This window comes from Actinophytocola sp. (assembly GCF_049647105.1).
Lineage (GTDB): Bacteria > Actinomycetota > Actinomycetes > Mycobacteriales > Pseudonocardiaceae > Actinophytocola.
In genome coordinates, this window is sequence record NZ_JBARWZ010000016.1 from 84496 (window position 1) to 102275 (window position 17780).

Annotated in this window: 22 protein-coding genes; 10 read left to right on the forward strand and 12 right to left on the reverse strand. The window is 68.5% G+C overall.

Translation table 11 applies throughout. The annotated features are described in order from the left end of the window. The first annotated feature begins 11 nt into the window (after nt 1-11). From WBA97_RS02340 to WBA97_RS02370, 7 genes are all read left to right on the forward strand, one after another. A complete protein-coding gene (locus tag WBA97_RS02340) occupies nt 12-2486 on the forward strand; it encodes a LamG-like jellyroll fold domain-containing protein (protein ID WP_424228964.1) in 2475 nt (824 codons plus the stop codon). A 151-nt stretch (nt 2487-2637) separates the two neighbouring features. After that, entirely contained in the window at nt 2638-3114 is a 477-nt protein-coding gene (locus WBA97_RS02345; RefSeq protein WP_424228965.1) for a YbaB/EbfC family nucleoid-associated protein, read from the forward strand. Between the two features lie 12 nt (nt 3115-3126). Continuing rightward, nucleotides 3127-3444 carry a hypothetical protein gene (locus WBA97_RS02350; protein WP_424228966.1) on the forward strand — a complete coding sequence of 106 codons (318 nt, stop codon included), beginning with the start codon at nt 3127-3129 and terminating at the stop codon, nt 3442-3444. Beyond that, on the forward strand, nt 3437-4393 hold the full coding sequence (locus WBA97_RS02355; protein WP_424228967.1) for a hypothetical protein: 957 nt from the start codon (nt 3437-3439) through the stop codon (nt 4391-4393). Before WBA97_RS02350 ends, WBA97_RS02355 begins: the two co-directional genes overlap by 8 nt. Before the next feature lie 40 nt (nt 4394-4433). Further along, nucleotides 4434-5198 (forward strand): hypothetical protein, encoded by a 765-nt coding sequence (locus tag WBA97_RS02360; protein WP_424228968.1) that lies wholly within the window; start codon nt 4434-4436, stop codon nt 5196-5198. Between the two features lie 12 nt (nt 5199-5210). Beyond that, the gene (locus tag WBA97_RS02365; RefSeq protein ID WP_424228969.1) at nt 5211-5690 is read left to right on the forward strand and encodes a gluconokinase; all 480 of its coding nucleotides are present in this window, start codon (nt 5211-5213) and stop codon (nt 5688-5690) included. A 12-nt stretch (nt 5691-5702) separates the two neighbouring features. Continuing rightward, on the forward strand, nt 5703-6683 hold the full coding sequence (locus WBA97_RS02370) for an o-succinylbenzoate synthase (RefSeq protein WP_424228970.1): 981 nt from the start codon (nt 5703-5705) through the stop codon (nt 6681-6683). 1 nt (nt 6684) lies between these two features. Here WBA97_RS02370 and mgrA read toward each other — a convergent pair whose 3' ends face one another. Continuing rightward, on the reverse strand, nt 6685-7728 hold the full coding sequence (gene mgrA / locus WBA97_RS02375) for an L-glyceraldehyde 3-phosphate reductase (protein ID WP_424228971.1): 1044 nt from the start codon (nt 7726-7728) through the stop codon (nt 6685-6687). Between the two features lie 41 nt (nt 7729-7769). On the opposite strand from mgrA, the gene WBA97_RS02380 reads away from it, so the two are divergent. Then, nucleotides 7770-8348, forward strand: a complete 579-nt coding sequence (locus WBA97_RS02380) for a DUF1361 domain-containing protein (RefSeq protein ID WP_424228972.1) — start codon at nt 7770-7772, stop codon at nt 8346-8348. Here the strand turns inward: WBA97_RS02380 and WBA97_RS02385 are convergent. From WBA97_RS02385 to WBA97_RS02435, 11 genes are all read right to left on the reverse strand, one after another. Continuing rightward, nucleotides 8345-9553 carry a hypothetical protein gene (locus WBA97_RS02385; protein WP_424228973.1) on the reverse strand — a complete coding sequence of 403 codons (1209 nt, stop codon included), beginning with the start codon at nt 9551-9553 and terminating at the stop codon, nt 8345-8347. The genes WBA97_RS02380 and WBA97_RS02385 overlap by 4 nt on opposite strands. Then, entirely contained in the window at nt 9550-10194 is a 645-nt protein-coding gene (locus tag WBA97_RS02390; RefSeq protein ID WP_424228974.1) for a DUF3558 domain-containing protein, read from the reverse strand. Before WBA97_RS02390 ends, WBA97_RS02385 begins: the two co-directional genes overlap by 4 nt. A gap of 2 nt (nt 10195-10196) precedes the next feature. Continuing rightward, a complete protein-coding gene (locus WBA97_RS02395) occupies nt 10197-10613 on the reverse strand; it encodes a hypothetical protein (protein ID WP_424228975.1) in 417 nt (138 codons plus the stop codon). 100 nt (nt 10614-10713) lie between these two features. Continuing rightward, complete coding sequence (locus WBA97_RS02400) at nt 10714-11319, reverse strand: DUF3558 domain-containing protein (protein WP_424228989.1); 606 nt, start codon at nt 11317-11319, stop codon at nt 10714-10716. Nucleotides 11320-11372: 53 nt separating this feature from the next. Then, nucleotides 11373-11795 carry a hypothetical protein gene (locus tag WBA97_RS02405; RefSeq protein ID WP_424228976.1) on the reverse strand — a complete coding sequence of 141 codons (423 nt, stop codon included), beginning with the start codon at nt 11793-11795 and terminating at the stop codon, nt 11373-11375. Nucleotides 11796-11897: 102 nt separating this feature from the next. Continuing rightward, complete coding sequence (locus WBA97_RS02410) at nt 11898-12545, reverse strand: DUF3558 domain-containing protein (RefSeq protein ID WP_424228977.1); 648 nt, start codon at nt 12543-12545, stop codon at nt 11898-11900. 3 nt (nt 12546-12548) lie between these two features. Continuing rightward, nucleotides 12549-12965 (reverse strand): hypothetical protein, encoded by a 417-nt coding sequence (locus WBA97_RS02415; protein WP_424228978.1) that lies wholly within the window; start codon nt 12963-12965, stop codon nt 12549-12551. A gap of 139 nt (nt 12966-13104) precedes the next feature. Continuing rightward, complete coding sequence (locus WBA97_RS02420) at nt 13105-13506, reverse strand: DUF6319 family protein (protein ID WP_424228979.1); 402 nt, start codon at nt 13504-13506, stop codon at nt 13105-13107. 98 nt (nt 13507-13604) lie between these two features. Then, complete coding sequence (locus tag WBA97_RS02425; RefSeq protein ID WP_424228980.1) at nt 13605-14246, reverse strand: LysE family translocator; 642 nt, start codon at nt 14244-14246, stop codon at nt 13605-13607. A 10-nt stretch (nt 14247-14256) separates the two neighbouring features. Further along, nucleotides 14257-14910, reverse strand: a complete 654-nt coding sequence (locus WBA97_RS02430) for a DUF998 domain-containing protein (RefSeq protein ID WP_424228981.1) — start codon at nt 14908-14910, stop codon at nt 14257-14259. Between the two features lie 220 nt (nt 14911-15130). Further along, complete coding sequence (locus tag WBA97_RS02435; protein ID WP_424228982.1) at nt 15131-15889, reverse strand: TetR/AcrR family transcriptional regulator; 759 nt, start codon at nt 15887-15889, stop codon at nt 15131-15133. A 110-nt stretch (nt 15890-15999) separates the two neighbouring features. Between WBA97_RS02435 and WBA97_RS02440 the strand changes: the two genes are divergently transcribed. Then, entirely contained in the window at nt 16000-16968 is a 969-nt protein-coding gene (locus WBA97_RS02440) for an ATP-binding cassette domain-containing protein (RefSeq protein ID WP_424228983.1), read from the forward strand. Further along, nucleotides 16961-17740, forward strand: coding sequence for an ABC transporter permease (locus WBA97_RS02445; protein WP_424228984.1), 780 nt, complete (start codon nt 16961-16963; stop codon nt 17738-17740). Before WBA97_RS02440 ends, WBA97_RS02445 begins: the two co-directional genes overlap by 8 nt. The last annotated feature ends 40 nt before the right edge of the window (nt 17741-17780 follow it).

Genomic DNA, 17780 nt, shown 5'->3' on the forward strand with positions numbered 1-17780 from the left:
GGAGGTCATCCGTGTCTCGAAGAGCGCTCGCCGTCGTGGCGGCAACCCTGGTCGCGGCTGCGCTGGCACCAGCGCTGCCCGCGGTCGCGGACCCCGTCTGGCAGCCGGGAACCCCGCCGCTCACGACCCCCTGGACCCACCTCGTCGGTCCGGACAACGCGTTGCCCGAGTACCCCCGTCCCCAGCTGACCCGCCCGGACTGGAAGAACCTCAACGGTGTCTGGGAGTTCGCGGGCGCCGCAGAGGGCGAAGAGCCGCCGATCGGCGAGTCGCTCGGCGAACGCATCCTCGTGCCCTACCCGGTGGAGTCGGCGCTGTCCGGCATCCAGCGCACCGAGGAACGCATGTGGTACCGCCGCACGTTCGACGTGCCGTCGAACTGGCGCGGTGACCGGCTGATCCTCAACTTCGGCGCGGTCGACTACGACACACGCGTGTGGGTCAACGGCAACCAGGTGACCACGCACCGCGGCGGCTACGACGCGTTCTCCGTCGACATCACCGCCGCGCTCAGGAAGCACGGGCCGCAGGAGATCGTCGTCGGGGTCGAGGACCTGACGGACGCGACGTGGCAGCCGGTCGGCAAGCAGCGGCAGGTGCCCGACCGCGGCATCTTCTACACCGGCAGCTCGGGCATCTGGCAGACGGTGTGGCTGGAACCCGTGCAGGCACGGCACATCGACCGGCTCGACATGACGCCGAAGCTCGCGGACAGCACGCTGCGGCTGACCGCCCGCTCGTCGATCGAGGGCACCGTCGAGGCGGTCGCCTACGACAGGGGCCGGATCGTCGGCAAGGTCCGGGGCCCGGCGAACCAGGAGCTGAGGATCCCGGTACCGAAGGCGAAGCTGTGGTCGCCGGACTCGCCGTTCCTCTACGACCTCAGGGTTTCGCTCCACGACGGGCGCAAGAAGGTCGACCAGGTCGGCTCGTACTTCGGCATGCGGGAGATCGGCACAAGGCCCGGCGCCGACGGCAAGCCGCGGATGACCCTGAACGGCAAGATCCTGTTCCATATGTCCACACTGGACCAGGGGTTCTGGCCCGACGGCATCCACACCGCACCCACCGACGCAGCACTGCGGTTCGACCTCGAACAGCACAAGGTGCTCGGGTTCAACACGGTCCGCAAGCACATCAAGGTGGAGCCGGACCGCTGGTACTACCACGCCGACAAGCTCGGTCTGCTGGTGTGGCAGGACATGCCCGCCATGAAGACGTCGAACGAGCTGCCGCCGCCCGCCGCGCGGACCCAGTTCGAACGCGAGCTGCACACCATGGTCGACCAGCACAGGAGCTGGACCTCGCTCGTGGTGTGGGTGCCGTTCAACGAGGGCTGGGGCGAGTGGGACCGGGTCGAGACCGGCCGCATCGCCGACGACGTGAAGGCGCAGGACCCGACCAGGCTCGTCAACGCGCACAGCGGCGTGAACTGCTGTGCATCCAAGGGTGACTCCGGCCGCGGCGACATGATCGACCACCACGCGTATGTCGGGCCCGCGACCCCGTCGCCGGACGGCAGACGGGTCTCATCGGACGGCGAGCACGGCGGCTTCGGCCTCGAGGTCGAGAACCACATGTGGTTCGGCGAGGGCCACGCGTACGAGATGACCCCGGACTCCGCGACGCTGACCAGGCGGTACGTCGAGAACCAGGAGGACGTGATCACCTCGGCGCAGCGGTGCGGCATCTCCGGTGCGATCTACACGCAGATCACCGACGTGGAGCACGAGGTCAACGGCTTCTTCACCTACGACCGGCAGGTGAAGAAGATGGACTTCGCGCAGGTCAAGGCGATCAACGAGAAGATCATCCGAGAGGCGGACGGGTCGGGTGATGGCACCGGGCCGCCGCCGCCGGGCACGCCGGGCCCGGACGGGATCGCGTACTACCCGTTCAGTGAGGGCACCGGCACCACCACCGCCGACGAGGTCGGCGACCGGGACGCCACGCTGGTGAACGGTGCCACGTGGACGGAAGGCAAGAACGGCAACGGGCTGCGGTTCGGCGGGAACGCCTACGCAGACACCGGCGCGCCGCTGGTGAACACCGAGATCGCCAACTACTCGGTGGCCGCGTGGGTCAAGCTGGACAGCCTCGGCGGGTTCGCCACCGCGGTCAGCCAGGACGGTGACAGCAACAGCGCCTTCTTCCTGCAGTACTCGGGGCAGGACAACCGGTTCGCGTTCAGCTTCGTCGGGGCCAGGGCACTATCGCCCGCACCGCCGAACACCGGGCAGTGGTACCACCTGGTGGGTGTGCGGGACGTCACCACGGGTTCGCTGAAGCTGTACGTGGACGGTCAGCTCACCGGCACCGCGTCGGCGTGCGTCGGCTCGGCCGCGACCGGCAACACCGTGATCGGCCGCGCGAAGTACGGCGGCAACCAGGTCGACTTCTGGCGTGGCGGCATCGACCAGGTGCACGTCTACGACCGGGCACTGACCGACGCCGAGGTCACCGAGCTGTACTCGTCAGGGAGGTAGGCAGCACCGACCGGGCCGGGGACGTCGTTCCTCGCCCACCTCACTCTGCACGATCACTGTGGACGGCCTCACCGGTCTCACCGGTGAGGCCGCACAGGTGAGGCGTAACAGTCCCGCCACCCACTGTGACCTCGTGCGTTAGTCTGCGGGTATGGCGAATCCGTTCGATGGCCTTGACCCGGACGCTGTCCTGCGGGAGCTGCGCAAGCAGGCGGACGATCTCGAGAACAAGGCGACCCAGCTGCGCACCGACCTGGCCTCCGCGAGTGCGACGGCCACGTCCCCTGACGGCGCGGTGACGGTGACGCTGTCCCCCACGGGCGCGCTGCAGGACATCACGTTCGCGGGCCCGGTGTCGAAGGTCGCGCCAGACCTGCTGGGCCCGCTGGTGATGAAGACCGCGCAGGCCGCGCAACGCGAGGTCTCCGACCGGGTCACCGCGTCCCTTGCCCAGCAGTTCGGCGACTCCGAGACGATGGATTTCATCACCCAGCTCATGCCGAAGCCACCCGCCGCCCCCAGGCGCGACACCGGCGAGGGTGTCGAGGAAGGGTCGGTGCTGCGCAAACGCCAGGGCGGGCGCCCCCGAACCGATCCCGACACCGCCGGCGGCTCCCTGCTGCGCTGAGAGGAGACCCCGATGACCAACGACGGCACGAACGTCGACCCTGGCGAACTGCACAGCTACGCCGGCAAGCTGCGAGACCGCGCCGAAGCCGTGCGCGAGGCCGCGGACTCGGCGGCCGACATCAACCTGGGGTTCGCGCCGTACGGCACGCTCAACCAGTGGTTCGGACAGGCCGTCCGCAGCGACGCGGACGAGATCATGGCGAACCTGCGCACGCTGGCGGACAACCTCGACGGTGACGCGACGACGCTCGACGCGTCGGCCCGCGACTTCCAGAGCCAGGAGGACGCCACGACCTCCAACTTCAGGGGGATGAGCACCGGTGACTGAACTGTTCGTCGGCATGGGCGGTGTCGAGCTGACGTCTGGCGGCGGCCCAGCGGAGACCATCACCGGCATCGTGGACGCCGCGGTCAACGGTGGCCCGATGGCGGTGGGCGCGCAGACCCTCACCCTCGGGCTGCAGGTACTCGGGTTCATTGACAACCCGCTGCAGACGCTCGCCACCTCGGTGTTCGGCTGGGTGCTGGAGCACTTGGGGCCCCTGAACCTCGCCCTGGACGCGACGACCGGAGATCCGGCCGCGGTCGAGGACGCGGCAAAGGGGTTCGTTGCCGCGGCCACGCAGCTCGACGCGCTGGCGAGGAGCCACGCGGGGTCCCTGTCATGCGACCTGCAGACCTACTTCGGCACCGCGACCGGCACCGACGACGTCTCTCGGTCGGCACGTGCCTTCCACGGCGCCATGACCACGCGTTTCGAGGACCTGCGGACGGCGAGCGTGGCGTGCTCCGGCATCGCGACCCTCATCACGGCGTCCGGCTTGTTCGTCGCGACCACCCGGGGAGTCATCCGCGACCTGCTCGCCGAGTTCGCGTGGAAACGGCTGGAGAAAATCGCGGTCGCGTCGGCGGCGGGACCACTGACGTTCGGCGGCGCCGCGGCGTGGCTCCTGGCCGACAGTCTGGTCGCGCAGGCGACGGCCCTTGGCGAGATCTACCGGCGGCTCCTGCTTCTCGTGGCGCAGCTCAAGCACGTCGCGGGCAAGCTCAATGAGCTGAGCGCCATACTCACCAGGGTGCTCAAGTCGCCGCTGAGGCAGGCCGTGATCAACAACGCAATGGCTGAGACCGGCAAGACCATGGACAAGTTCGTCCAGCAGGACCGGCCAGGCTCCGCCGCGAGCGCCGCGATGCCGCCATTGCCACCACAGGAAAAACCCGTGTACGGGCCACCGTCCAACGCGCGGTGGACCACCAGTGGCACATTGGACGAATGACAACCGAGGACTGGTGGACGAGAAGAGGAACGCTGTACTGATGACCGGGAACTCCACCATCCGCAGGGCAAGGCTTCTGGTCGCGCTCAGCGCGTTCGCACCGCCGGTCGTGATCGACGTCTACGGCGTCTGGTCACGGGTCCGCGAAAACGAGTTCGGCACCGCCGACATGACCCAACTCGGCGGGTTCACCATTCTCCTCTGGTTGCTGGGCCTGGTCATGGTTCTGACCACCAGGAAGCGGCCGCACATGTGGCTGTACCCCGGATACTATGTCGGCGCTTTCCTCGTGGTGGGGCTGGTCTTCCAGGCCTACCAGTCGTCGTCCTATCACGACGACCAGGCGATCTACTGGGCCAGCACCATCGCCACCATTGTCGCCATCGCCGCTGTGACCGTGCTCCCGGCGTCGCGTGCACGGCGGATGGTCCTGACCAACCCGTCGCCGGAGATCGTCGAGAGCGATCTGGAGCTGACCTTCACGTCACGCGGTGACAGGTCGGTCAGCCTGTCGGTCGACCCGACCGAGATCTCCGCCTACGAGGACAGCAAGCGCGACGACCGGGTCCGCGTCTCGGTGCCACTGACCGACGTCACCACGGTGACGACCTGGCACCAGCCGGAAAGCACCGAGTGGGAAGTCCCCGGCGGGGGCACGTTGTCCCTGCCTGCCGGTGAACTGATCGGGATCGACGTGCCCGACGGCAGGCTGGTCCTCGCCGTCGCGGACCCCGCGAACGCGAAACGGTTCGTCGATGCCCGGGTCGCCCTGGCTCGGCAACGAGCCGCTGTCACCGACAGCTGACAGCATGGAGACATGGCACTCGTAGTGGTGATGGGCGTCACCGGGTCCGGGAAGTCCACGGTCGGGACGGCGCTCGCGGAGCGGATGGGGGTGCCGTTCGCGGACGCGGATGACTTCCACAGTCCGGAGAACGTGGCGAAGATGCGGTCCGGGGTGCCGTTGACCGATGAGGACCGGCGGCCCTGGCTGCTGTCCATCGGGAAATGGCTCGCCGAGCACGCGGCCAGGGGTGCCGTCGTCACGTGTTCCGCGCTCAAGCTGGTCTACCGGGACACGCTCCGCGAGGCCGCGCCCGCCGTGACCTTCCTCCACCTGCACGGCGACAAGGCCACCGTGCGCGAGCGCGTCGGGTCGCGGCCGGGGCACTTCATGCCCGAGTCGCTGGTCGACTCGCAGTTCGCCGATCTCGAGCCGCTGGGGCCGGACGAACGCGGCGTGGTGGTCGACCTCGCGTTGCCGGTCGAGGTGATCGTCGGGCGGTTCCTGGAGTAGCTTCGAGGCCTGATGAAGACCATGATCGATTTCGACCAGGCCAGGGTCTACGCGATCCCGATGGTGACGCGGTTCCGCGGCATCGACGTGCGCGAGGGCATGCTCATCGAGGGCCCTGCCGGGTGGGGCGACTTCTGTGCCTTCCCCGAGTACGACGACCGCGAGGCCGCGTCCTGGCTGACGACCGCCATCGAGGCGTGCACCGTCGGCTGGCCGGACCCCATGCGCGGACGGATCCCCGTCAACGCCACCGTGCCCGTGGTGTCGCCGGAACGCGCACACGAGCTGGTGACGGCGTCCGGCTGCGGCACGGTGAAGGTCAAGGTCGCCGACGGTCCGATCGGCGAGGACATCGCCCGGCTCGAGGCGGTGCGGGACGCGGTGCCAGGCGGCCGGATCCGTGTCGACGCGAACGGGGCGTGGGACACCGACGCCGCCGTCGCCGCCATTCCCCTGCTCGACCGGGCCGCGGGCGGGCTGGAGTACGTGGAGCAGCCGTGCGCCACGATCGACGAACTGGCCCAGGTCCGGCGGAAGGTGTCGGTACGGATCGCCGCCGATGAGTCGATCCGGCGCGCGGAGGACCCGATGAAGGTCGCCGTCGCCGGGGCCGCCGACATCGCCGTGATCAAGTGCACGCCGCTGGGCGGGGTGCGGCGGGCGCTGCGGGTCGCCGAGGCGTGTGGGCTGCCGTGCGTGGTGTCCTCGGCACTGGAGACCTCGGTCGGGCTCAGTGCCGGGCTCGCGCTGGCCGGGGCGCTGCCCGAGCTGGACTTCGCGTGCGGGCTGGGCACGTTGTCCCTGCTCGACGGGGACGTGGTCGGCCCGGCACGCGCGCTGGCCCCGGTCGACGGGTACCTGCCGGTCGCGCCGGTCACCCCGACCCCCGACCCGGCCCTGCTCGACCGCTACGAGCTGCGGGATCCCGCACGGGTCCAGTGGTGGCGGGACAGGCTGGCGCGGCTGGTCGAACAGGGACGGGTGATCGCGTAGGTCACTCCGCGCTGGAGCGGGCCCACAGGTTGATGCCGCTCTCCACCGCGTACTTGTCGATCTCGGCCAGCTCCGAGTCGGTGAGCTCGAGACCGGCCAGCGCGCCGAGGTTGTCGTCGAGCTGCCGCACGCTGGAGGCGCCGATCAGCGTGGACGTCATGCGGCTGTCCCGCAGCGTCCAGGCAAGGGCGAGCTGCGCCAGCGACTGCCCACGCGACTGGGCGATGTCGTTGAGCGCCCGAATCCTGCCGAGGTTCTCGTCCGACAGCATCGCCTTGTCCAGTGAGCCGTCCCGCGCGGCACGCGAGTCCTCCGGGATGCCGTCCAGGTAGCGGCTGGTCAGCATGCCCTGCGCGAGCGGCGAGAACCCGATGCACCCGACACCCAGCTCACCAAGCGCGTCCAGCAGATCGGGCTCGATCCAGCGGTTCAGCATCGAGTACGACGGCTGGTGGATCAGCAGCCGGACGCCCATGCCCGCGAGCAACGCGTGCGCCTCGCGGGTCTTGGCGGGCGAGTACGAGGAGATGCCGACGTAGAGCGCCTTGCCCTGCTGGACCGCGGACGCGAGCGCCCCCATGGTCTCCTCGAGCGGGGTGTCGGGGTCGAAGCGGTGCGAGTAGAAGATGTCGACGTAGTCCAGGCCCATGCGGGACAGGCTCTGGTCGAGGCTCGCGAGCACGTACTTGCGGGAGCCGCCGCCCTGGCCGTACGGGCCGGGCCACATGTCGTAGCCGGCCTTCGTGGAGATGACCAGCTCGTCGCGGTACGGGAGGAAGTCCTGGGCCATGAGCGTGCCGAAGTTGGCCTCGGCGGAGCCATAGGGCGGGCCGTAGTTGTTGGCCAGGTCGAAATGGGTGACGCCGCGGTCGAACGCGCGGCGCAGGATCGCGCGGCACTGGTCGAGCGGCACCTCGGTGCCGAAGTTCTGCCACAGCCCGAGCGAGATCGCGGGCAGGTGCAGACCGCTGTCGCCCGTCTTGCGGTACGACATCGACGCGGCGTAGCGGTCCTCCGCTGCCTGGTAGGCGGGCGGAATGCTCATGTTTCGGTCTCCTCGGATGCCGGCGCGGGTACCGTGATGGTATGTCCGCGCTGGTGGCCAACGCCGCATGGATGGGGTGGAACGCGTTCCTCGCCCTGGTACCGCTCGTGCTCGCACGGGTGCTGTTCGGTCACCGCGTGCGCCCCCGCTGGCTGCTCGTCACCGGCGGTGCCGTGTTCGTGGCGTTCCTGCCCAACGCGCCCTACGTGCTGACGGACGTCCTGCACCTGCCGAGGGACCTGGCCGCGACACACGGCTGGGTGGCGGCAGGCCTGCTCGCGCAGTATCTGTGCCTGTTCGCCATCGGGTTCGCCGCGTACGTGCTGTCACTGGTCCGGCTGGAACGCTGGCTGGCCGACCACGGTGTGTCACCGCGTGCCGTGCTGGTCACGGACCTGTCGCTGCACGCCCTGTGCGCGGTGGGCATCGTCCTCGGCCGGGTGTTCCGCTTCAACTCGTGGGACCTGGTGACCAACCCAGGCGGCCTGCTCGACCTGGTCCGTGTCCCCCAGCCGAGGACCGTGCTGGTCCTGTTCGTGCTGTTCACGACCCTCGCGGGCGGCGCGGCCATCGCCCGCGCCCTGCCCGCGATCATGGATCGCGCCGTCCGCCTGGGCTAATCCTCGTACTCGTCGTCCCCGATGACCTGCGGCGCGGTCAGCTCCTCACTGCCGAACGTGCTCTCCGGATCCGCCTCGATGAGCACCTTGCGGATGTGCTCCTCGTCGTCCTCGTTCTTGCCGCGACCGCCACCCATCGGGGGCGCCATCGGGGACATCCCACCCCGGCCACCGGCCGCGGCCACACCACGACGAACGGCCGCCTCCTCGGCGGCGAGCGCACCCGCGCCGACCCCGGCTCCGGGGAGGCGGGCGCCCGGGCCTGGGCCGGATGCGCCGGATCCACGTGGCCCGGCCACGCCGGGCTCACGTGTTCCAGACCCACGTGCGCCGGGTTCGCCGAACCCAGGAGTTCCGCTGCCAGGCAGACCGGGCACGCCGCCAGGGGGCGCGGCCCCCGGCTGCTGTTGCGCGGCGGGCGGAAGCGGGTACGCGCCGGACGGATCGCCGCCTGGCCGGAAGTCGCTGGGCGCGGTCTGTGAACCGGACGGCGCACCCTGGGGTCGGCTGCCACCCGGCGCGCCGGATCCCGGCCCAGCGCCGGGTCCCGCGTCGGACCCAGGTCCCGAACCAGGGCCGGGCCCGCCACCAGGGCCGGGCCCGCCACCAGGGCCGGGCCCGCCACCGGGGCCTGGTTCGCCGCCGCCGCGTGGCGAGTCGTCGACCTGGATGGAGTCGCCCGGTGTGACCGAGATGGCGCCGCCGCTGTGGTTCGTGCTGGCGAACTGCTGGGGCAGGTAGGTCTCGTTGTGGTTGCTGGCGTTGTCGTAGCCCTCGAACACCCGGATGTTGTGCTGGGCCTTCTGCTGGTACTCGGTAACCTGCGCGTCGGTGTCGAGGTCGAACGGCACCATCTGGTCGATCATCTCGGCCTGCGGGTCGGAGGCTGGCATCGGCTCGACGCTGTCAGCCGCCCGATGGAACGACCCGGTCTGCCGGTCGAGCAGGTCCTGGGCCATGTACAGGTACTCGGCACCCTCAGCCGCGTTGTCGGCCAACGGCCGCGCCGCCCCGTGCGCACCGTCGGCGGCGCTGCCCTGCCAGCCACCCTCGATCTTCGCCATGAGCTGCCGAATCCGATCCGCCCGATCCCGCTCGGCAGCCGACTCGTCGTAGGAGATCTTCTGCGCCATTTCAAGCGTCTCGGAACCAGGCCCATTGGTCAGCTCGTCATAAATCTGCTCGGGCGTCATCCAGAAGGTCATTGCGCCGCCTTCATGGTCTCCACAACCATCCCAGCCACCATCGCAGCCGTCTCACACGGCTCCTTCTTCCCGACCTTGTCGGTCGACAACTGAAGCACGATCTCGAACGCGATCTCGTCAGACGCACCGATCACCACCGAACAACCACCGGTCTCCCGCTCGTCCGGCGCCCCGTATGCGACCGCCGGGTATCCCTCGATGGGCTCCAGAGGAGTGAGGAATGCCAACTTGCCATCCTGCTCAGCCTGGTACAGAGCGCTCACACCGTAGGGATTCTTGTCCAGCGATGCGATTTCAACAAGGGCGCGGCGGTCCGATAGCCCCCGAAACTCGCAAGCGTTACCCAAACCACCATCACGCAGCTTTCCCGGAGTCTCTACGTTCAGGACATCGGCTTGGTCGGCCGTGAGCGCTTGACACGGATCCTGCTGGAACCTCTCGGAATCCATGGGACTCTTCACTGCTGGCGCTCCGGCATAGGGCAGATCGGCGGTCTCCGTTGGAGGTGGCGTCGAGGCACCGGAATCGTCCGCGGTATGCCCCGGAACCGCCCTGGGACTTCCCTCACTCGTGCTCGTGCATCCCGCCACGGCCACTATCGCCGCCAAAGCAGCCAACAACGTCAGCGAACAAATGCGCACAATCAGATCCCCTGGTCCGAGCCATCATCGACTGACTGCCCCGAGTTGTTGATCTCAGTGACATTCCGCCGTTCGACACCGAGATAGTCATCCAACGCGTTCTGGCACAACTGGGCCTGGCCGAAACAGTAGTCCCGGTTGCTTCGGAGATACTCCAGGTACGCCCTACCGTAGGAAGTCGCCGCCCGGGCCACCCCGTCACTCGCGAAGTCCAATCCTGGTCCCCTCACCGTAACCAACCGCCGCGAGTCGCGGTGGGAGCGGGCGTAGTCGTCGGCCAGGGCGAGCCACTCCTTGATCAGTCCATCCAGGGTGGACTGATCGTAGGAAAAGCCGCCGGTGGTGATGGAGCCAGTGGTGCTGCCACTGGTGACCCCCGCTGACGCTGGGGCACCCGCATAGCGCGGTTCGCCGTTCATTCTTCCCCCTGCTGCGGACAGTGACCGATCATGCGTGTCGGGTGGGCCGCACCGCTCTGCACCCACCCTCGATGAATCTGCTCAGGCGTGATCCAGAAGGTCATTGCGCCGCCTTCATGGTCTCCACAACCATCCCAGCCACCACAGCAGCCGTCTCACACGGCTCCTTCTTCCCGACATTGCCCGCTGACAACTGCAGGACCACGTCGAAAGCGATCTCGTCGGACATGCCGACCTCCACCCGGCATCCGCCGGTGTCCCGCTGGTCGACCTGTCCGTAGCCGACCACCGGATACCCGTCGACGGGCTTCAGCACCGTGAAGAACGCCCATTTGCCGTCTTCTTCACGTTTGTAGACGGCACTCAAACCGTGGGGGTAGTTGCTTTGAGAGGCGACCTCGACGAGAGCGCGGGAATCATTTTCGCTGCGCCAGGTGCAGGCCTTGCCGAGTGGTGCTTCACGTGACTCGCCCGGCCATCCGACCTCGAGTTCCGCAGCCTGGTCCGACGTGAGTGCCAGGCACGGATCCTGCTCGAAGCGGCCGGTGTCCAGCGGATCCTCGACCTCAGGAGCCCCGGCATAGGGCAGCTCGACGGTGTTCCCGCCACTCGACGGCGGCGGCTGCGTTGATCCCCCGGACGTCACTGTCGTCTCGCCCGGCGCCGACGTGGGAGTCCCCGCACTCGACGTCGTGCACCCCGCCATGGCCACCGCACTCGCCAAGCTGACCAACAACCACGAGCTTCGAACACGCACGACTAGATCGCCTTCTCTGAACCGTTGTCGTCCACCGACTGCTGCCCCGACTGTTGGATCTCGGTGACGTTACGGTGCTCCACTCCGAGATAGTCGTCCAACGCGTTCTGACACGATTGCGCCTGGTTGTAGCAGTACTCTCGGTTGTCCCTGAGGTAAGTCAGATACGCGCGACCATAGGCGGTCGCAGCTGACGCGAGCGACTCGCTCGCGAAGTCTCGCCCAGGCCCAACCACCTTCACGACAGGTTCTGAGTCGCGGAGGGAGCGGTCGTAGTCGTCGGCTAGGGCGACCCAATCCTTGACAAGTCCTTCGAGCGTGGGCTGATCGTAGGAGAAGCCGCCGGTGGTGATGGAGCCCGTGGTGCTGCCGCTGATGACCCCCGCTGGCGCTGGGTCACCCGCGTAGCGTGGTTCGCCGTTCATCCTTCCCCCCTGCCTGCGGACAGTGACCAATCATGCGTGTCGGGTGGGCAGCAACGCTCTGCACCCACCCTCGATGACGCTGCTCAGGCGTCATCCAGAATGTCATTGCGCCGCCTTCATGGTCTCCACAACCATCCCAGCCACCAACGCAGCCGTCTCACAAGGCTCTTTCTTCCCGACCTTGTCGGCCGACAGGCGCAACACGATCTCGACAATGATCTCGTTGGACGTGCCGACCGCCACGGAACAACCTCCGGTGGCTCGCTGTCCCACCCCGAACGCGACCGCCGGAAAACTATCAACCGGGTCCAACGCGTAGAAGAACTCCCACTTGCCATCCTTCTCTGCCTGATATATCGCGCTGAGACCGCGGGGATACTTGTCCAGGAAGCGGACATCGACGAGCGCTCTGGCATCCGACAAGCCCTTGAACTCACACGCATTGCCCAAACCGCCGTCGTGTAGCTCCCCTGGGAACCGCACATTGAGATTGTCGGCTTGCGTCGCAGTGAGCGACTGGCAGGGATCTTCCTGGAAGCGAGTGGTGTCCAACGGGTCCACAACCTCGGGAGCCCCGGCGTACGGCAACTCAACCTCACCCGATCCAGTGGTGGAGGGCGGCACTTCACTGGACTCGGTCGGCACTTCGTCTGGCACCGAACGAGGGGTGCCTTCACTCGTGCTCGTACATCCCGCCGCGACGAGCAAACAAGCCACAATGGCCGACAATGCCAATGACCGCTTGACCATCGGTTAGATCCCCTGCTCTGAATCGTCGTCCTCGGATTGCCCGACCTGTTCGATGCCGGTGACATTCCGTCGCTCAACGCCGAGATAGTCGCTCAATGCGTCCTGACATCGCTGCGCCTCGTTGAAGCAGTAATCGCGGTTGTGCTCGAGATACGCGAGGTACGCACGACCGTAGGATACTGCAGCTCCGGCCACTGACTCGCTGGCGAAATCCAGCCCAGGCCCCTCCACCACGGTGATGTCCTGAGCCCGGCGGAAGGAGCGGTCGTAGTCGTCGGCCAGGGCGACCCAATCCTTGACAAGTCCTTCGAGCGTGGGCTGATCGTAGGAGAAGCCGCCGGTGGTGATGGAGCCAGTGGTGCTGCCACTGATGACCCCCGCTGGCGCTGGGGCACCCGCGTAGCGTGGTTCGCTGTTCATCCCTTCCCCCTGCTGCGGACAGTGATCTGCCGTACGTCTCTGGTAGCCGAGCGTACGACAGGGCGACCCGCTGAGGGGCCGATACAGCCGAAAGGCGCGTTCGCGGTGTCGCGAACGCGCCTTCGGAAGGAAAGGAGTATCAGCCGTCCTGCAGGTCGGCCAGTTTCTGCTTCACCTTGGACAGTTCGGCCTCCAGTTCGGCGAGGCGGGCCTGCTGCTGCTCGCGGGCGACATCGAGCACGGACTCGATCGCCTTCGAGATGTCCTCGTGCAGTTCGGCGGCCGCTCGGGACACCGCCGCGGCCGGGACCTGCAGGCCCTGTACGACTCGGCTGCCCGCGTGCGACAGCTCCGCCTGCCACTCGCCGTCCATGGTGCCGGTGACCGTCAGCGTCAGCTCGACCGTGCGGGTCTTGCGTGCCGTGCTCGGCTTTCGGCCGCGCTTGGCGGGCTGCTCGGGGGCCGCCTCCGCCTTCTCTGGCTGCGGCTGCACGGTCTCGGCCTGCTGCTCCTCGGCCGGGGCCTCGCTCGTTGGGGACAACCTTCACGCTCCTTCGTCACGGGACACACCGCGGGAGGGGATATTAGAACACGCGTTCGCCTCCCGCATCCTCGGCGGGTTCGGGTGCCTTTGCTCGGTCAGTCCCTGCGGCCGGTCACCGCGATGGTCGCGCCCAGGCCGATCATCATCAGGCCGCCCGTGCCGCCGACCAGCTCCAGCCTGCGGGGCGACCGGGAGAACCACGCCCGCGCGGTCGCGGCGAGGAGTGCCCACACGCTGTCGAGCACGAGCGCGATCACCGGGAAGAGCGCACCGAGCGCCAGCATCTGTACCGGCACGTGACCGGCGGCCGGGTTGGTGAACTGCGGCAGCGCCACCACGAAGAACACGATCGACTTCGGGTTGGCCACGCCGACGACGATCCCGTCGCGCAGTGCGCGCCTGGACGGGACGACCGAGGGCACGCCCTCCGCGAGCGCCTCGGTGACCTTGCTGCGGTGCCGGATCGCCTGCACGCCGAGGTAGACGAGGTACGCGGCGCCGACGAGCTTGATCACGGTGAACACCGCGGCCGATCGCTCCACGATCACGCCGACACCGATCGCGACGGCCACGACCTGCAGGTACACGCCGATCGCGTTGCCGGCGACGGTCATCAGCGCCTCGCGGCGGCCGACGGTCAGCGCGCGGCCGATGGTGAACAGCACGCTCGGCCCCGGCACGGCGACGACCACCACCGACAGCAGGGCGAACGCGAGTACCTGGCTCAGCGACATCACGCCGCCGACACTAAACAGGCATCAGCGCCACGTCGCGCGGTTTTCGCCCTCGCACCAGCCCCAGCGCGAGCGTCAGTATCGCCGCGACGGCGGCCAGCGCCATGGCCCGTTCGACCAGTCCGAGCGGCACGAACCGCCACCATGGTCCGTAGCCCATGCCCATGCGGATCACCCCGACGACGATCAACCCGAACCATCCGAGCGCCACCGCGGCAAACCCGCGCGCGGCCCACCGCCACGCCGACCGGTCCGGGAACACCCTGTGCGCCACCAGGAGTACGGCCAGCGGCAGCGACACGAACCCGACCACGCTCGCGTACCGGTGGATCGTGCCGCCGATGCTGGGGCCGACCGTCCAGTCGGTCTTCGTGAACACCACGACCGTGAGCAGGCTGGCGATCCACAGCGCGCCGAGCGCCACCGGCCCGGAGTACGGCCGCACCTGCCGGTGCCGCACCACCGCGGCGAAACCCAGCGCCGAACCGAGGGCGACCAGCAGCACCGCGAGGTCGAACAGCCACTTGCTGGGTCCCAGCGCGTACTCGCTGATCGTGCGCCGCTCCGGGTTGATCTCGTTCGTCGGCGGGAGCACGTGCAGCGACAGCATCAGCACGGAGCCGAACAGGAGCGTGAGAACGCTCGCCAGCGCGCTTCTGGAGGGCATGAACCCGAGACTAACCGCCGAAAGTGAGAGAACCGTAAGACGACAAATCGGGCAATAGTGCCTCGTCAAGGTGAAGTGGGTCGTTTGTCCGCGGATCCAGGTGGTCGCTGGCAAGGCGCGGGAAAGCCGCTCGTACCGGGTTGTACTTGGGCTTTCCCGCAACGCCGCCAGCGGCCGCCTGGGCCGCGGAGAAACGTGCCCTCTTCGCCTTGACGGGGCACTAGCGGTTGATGAGGGTCTCGATGCCGTCGAGCACGCGTTCGAGCCCGAAGCGGAAGTCGTAGTCGAGGCCGTCGAACTCCGCGCCGTCGTCGTCGAACGTGCCTGCGTCGACGACCGCGTGCAGTGCGGGGTACTCCTCCGGCGTGGTCAGCCGCTTGATCAGCGCGCCGTACTGGGGCATGAGCTGGGCCGCCGTCGGGTCGCCGGACTCGTACGCCGCGGTGATGTCACTGCTCAGCATGGCGAAGCTGCGGGTGAAGCTCGTGACGAGCAGCACGACCGACAGCTTGTCCTGCTCCGTGAGCCCCGTGCCGCCGAGCGTCCGCAACCCCCACTCCATGAACCGCAGCTGGTTGGGCATGATCGGCGCGCCGGAGACCGGGATGCGCAGGACCCACGGGAACTGGCGGTACGCGGCGAGCTCCATCTCGGCCCAGCGCTTGAGCCGCACACGCCACGTGCCTTCCTCGGGCTCCGCGACGTCGACCTGGCCGAACGCGCCGTCGATCATGAGCGCGAGCAGCTCGTCCTTCGAGGCGACATAGCGGTAGAGCGACATGGCCGATGCGCCGAGCTCCTTCGCGACCCTGCCCATCGACACCCCGCCGATGCCCTCGGTGTTCGCGACGTGGACGCCCGCCTCGACGATCTGCTCCAGCGACAGCCCGCGCCTCGGCCCCTTGGCCGGCCGGTCCCGCACGCCCCACACCATCTCGAAGCTGGCCGGGAGCCCGGTCTCCGTTTCCTCGTCGCTCATCCCACCCTGACCTGACTCAGGGATGTCCCTGATTCACTGTTTACGACCTACGCAATACAGTTTATCTCGTACGCAGTAAATCCGCCGTCCACGAACTCCCAGGGGGAACCATGCCCGGCGAACCAGCGATCGAGGCTACCGGCCTCACGAAGTCCTACGGCTCGGTGCGGGTGCTCACCGGCATCGACCTGCACGTGCCGAGCGGCAGCGTGTTCTCGCTGCTCGGCCCGAACGGGGCGGGCAAGACCACCACCGTGCGCATCCTGACCACGCTGACCAGCCCCGACGCCGGGTCGGCGCGGGTCGCGGGGCACGACGTCGTGCGCGACCGGGCGCTCGTGCGCCGCAACATCAGCCTCACCGGCCAGGACACCGCGCTCGACGAACTGCAGACCGGCATGGAGAACCTGCGGATGATGGCCAGGCTGTGCCGCCTGTCCTCCCGCGCCGCCACGGCACGCGCGGGTGAGCTGCTCGAACAGTTCGACCTCGTCGAGGCGGGCTCGCGCCGCATCGCAACCTACTCGGGTGGCATGCGCAGGCGCCTGGACCTGGCCGCCAGCCTGATCGTGCCGCCAACCGTGCTCTTCCTCGACGAACCGACCACGGGCCTGGACCCGCGCAGCCGCGCGGCGATGTGGACGGTGATCACCGAGCTCACCCGCTCCGGCGTGACGATCCTCCTCACCACGCAGTACCTGGAGGAGGCCGACCGGCTGGCCGACCGCATCGCGCTGGTCGACGGCGGCCGGATCGTCGCGGAGGGCACCGCGACACAGCTCAAGCAGCAGGTGTCCGGTCACCGGCTCGACCTGACGCTCACCGGCGCCGACGCGTTCGACGCGCTCGCCGCCCACCTCCGCGACCGGGCGCTGCTGCCCGACCGCGAACGGCACACGCTGTCGGTCGCGACCGACGGCAGCGCGGGGCACGTCCGCGCGCTGCTCGACGAACTCGACCCTGACCGCACCGCGGTGGCGCGCTTCTCCGTGCACTCCGCGTCCCTCGACGACGTGTTCCTGGCGCTGACCGGGCACGCGACGACCACAACGCACGACAAGGAGCCCGTCGGTGTCTGACACCCTCACCGCCCGTCCCGCCTCGCCGCTCGGCGACCTCGGCGTGATGGTCCGCCGCGCGACCACGCTGACGATCCGCAACGGCGACGCGTTGCTGACCTCACTCGCCCTGCCGATCATGCTGATGCTGCTGTTCGTCTACCTGTTCGGCGGCGCGATCGACACCGGCACCGAGTACGTGACCTACGTGGTGCCCGGCGTGATCATGCTGTGCGCGTCGTTCGGGGCCTCGCTCACCGCGGTGGCGGTCACGAACGACATGACCGGCGGGATCATCGACCGATTCCGGTCGATGGACGTGCGCGGCGCCTCCGTGCTCGGCGGGCACGTCGCCGCGAGCACCGCACGCAACCTCACCTCGACCGTGCTGGTGCTCGCCGTCGCGTTCCTGATCGGCTTCCGGCCGTCCGCGTCCTTTGTGGACTGGCTGGCGGCGGTTGGCCTGCTGGTGGCCGCGATCCTGGCGCTGTCGTGGGCGTCCGCCGCGATCGGCCTGCTGGTGAAGACCCCGGAGGCGGCGAGCGGGTTCACGTTCTTCGTGATGTTCCTGCCGTACCCGAGCAGCGCGTTCGTGCCGGTGGAGACCATGCCGACGTGGATCCACGGCTTCGCGGAGAACCAGCCGTTCACGCCGCTGATCGAGTCGCTGCGCGGGTTCCTGCTCGGCACCCCGGTCGGCAACAGCCCGTGGATCGCGCTCGCCTGGTGCGCGGGCATCCTCGCGGTGTCGGTCGCGTCGTCGGGCCGGCTGTTCAAGCGCCGGACCGCCTGACGGGGAACGCGGCCGCTCGAGGTAGGCCAGGGGGCTACCT

Excerpts from the sequence above, each read along its gene's own strand:
- WBA97_RS02345 (WP_424228965.1), top strand. The coding sequence starts at position 2,638 with ATGGCGAATCCGTTCGATGGCCTTGACCCGGACGCTGTCCTGCGGGAG.
- WBA97_RS02350 (WP_424228966.1), top strand. The coding sequence starts at position 3,127 with ATGACCAACGACGGCACGAACGTCGACCCTGGCGAACTGCACAGCTAC.
- WBA97_RS02360 (WP_424228968.1), top strand. The coding sequence starts at position 4,434 with ATGACCGGGAACTCCACCATCCGCAGGGCAAGGCTTCTGGTCGCGCTC.
- WBA97_RS02365 (WP_424228969.1), top strand. The coding sequence starts at position 5,211 with ATGGCACTCGTAGTGGTGATGGGCGTCACCGGGTCCGGGAAGTCCACG.
- WBA97_RS02370 (WP_424228970.1), top strand. The coding sequence starts at position 5,703 with ATGAAGACCATGATCGATTTCGACCAGGCCAGGGTCTACGCGATCCCG.
- mgrA (WP_424228971.1), bottom strand. The coding sequence starts at position 7,728 with ATGAGCATTCCGCCCGCCTACCAGGCAGCGGAGGACCGCTACGCCGCG.
- WBA97_RS02380 (WP_424228972.1), top strand. The coding sequence starts at position 7,770 with ATGTCCGCGCTGGTGGCCAACGCCGCATGGATGGGGTGGAACGCGTTC.
- WBA97_RS02385 (WP_424228973.1), bottom strand. The coding sequence starts at position 9,553 with ATGACCTTCTGGATGACGCCCGAGCAGATTTATGACGAGCTGACCAAT.
- WBA97_RS02395 (WP_424228975.1), bottom strand. The coding sequence starts at position 10,613 with ATGAACGGCGAACCGCGCTATGCGGGTGCCCCAGCGTCAGCGGGGGTC.
- WBA97_RS02400 (WP_424228989.1), bottom strand. The coding sequence starts at position 11,319 with ATGGCGGGGTGCACGACGTCGAGTGCGGGGACTCCCACGTCGGCGCCG.
- WBA97_RS02405 (WP_424228976.1), bottom strand. The coding sequence starts at position 11,795 with ATGAACGGCGAACCACGCTACGCGGGTGACCCAGCGCCAGCGGGGGTC.
- WBA97_RS02410 (WP_424228977.1), bottom strand. The coding sequence starts at position 12,545 with ATGGTCAAGCGGTCATTGGCATTGTCGGCCATTGTGGCTTGTTTGCTC.
- WBA97_RS02415 (WP_424228978.1), bottom strand. The coding sequence starts at position 12,965 with ATGAACAGCGAACCACGCTACGCGGGTGCCCCAGCGCCAGCGGGGGTC.
- WBA97_RS02430 (WP_424228981.1), bottom strand. The coding sequence starts at position 14,910 with ATGCCCTCCAGAAGCGCGCTGGCGAGCGTTCTCACGCTCCTGTTCGGC.
- WBA97_RS02435 (WP_424228982.1), bottom strand. The coding sequence starts at position 15,889 with ATGAGCGACGAGGAAACGGAGACCGGGCTCCCGGCCAGCTTCGAGATG.
- WBA97_RS02440 (WP_424228983.1), top strand. The coding sequence starts at position 16,000 with ATGCCCGGCGAACCAGCGATCGAGGCTACCGGCCTCACGAAGTCCTAC.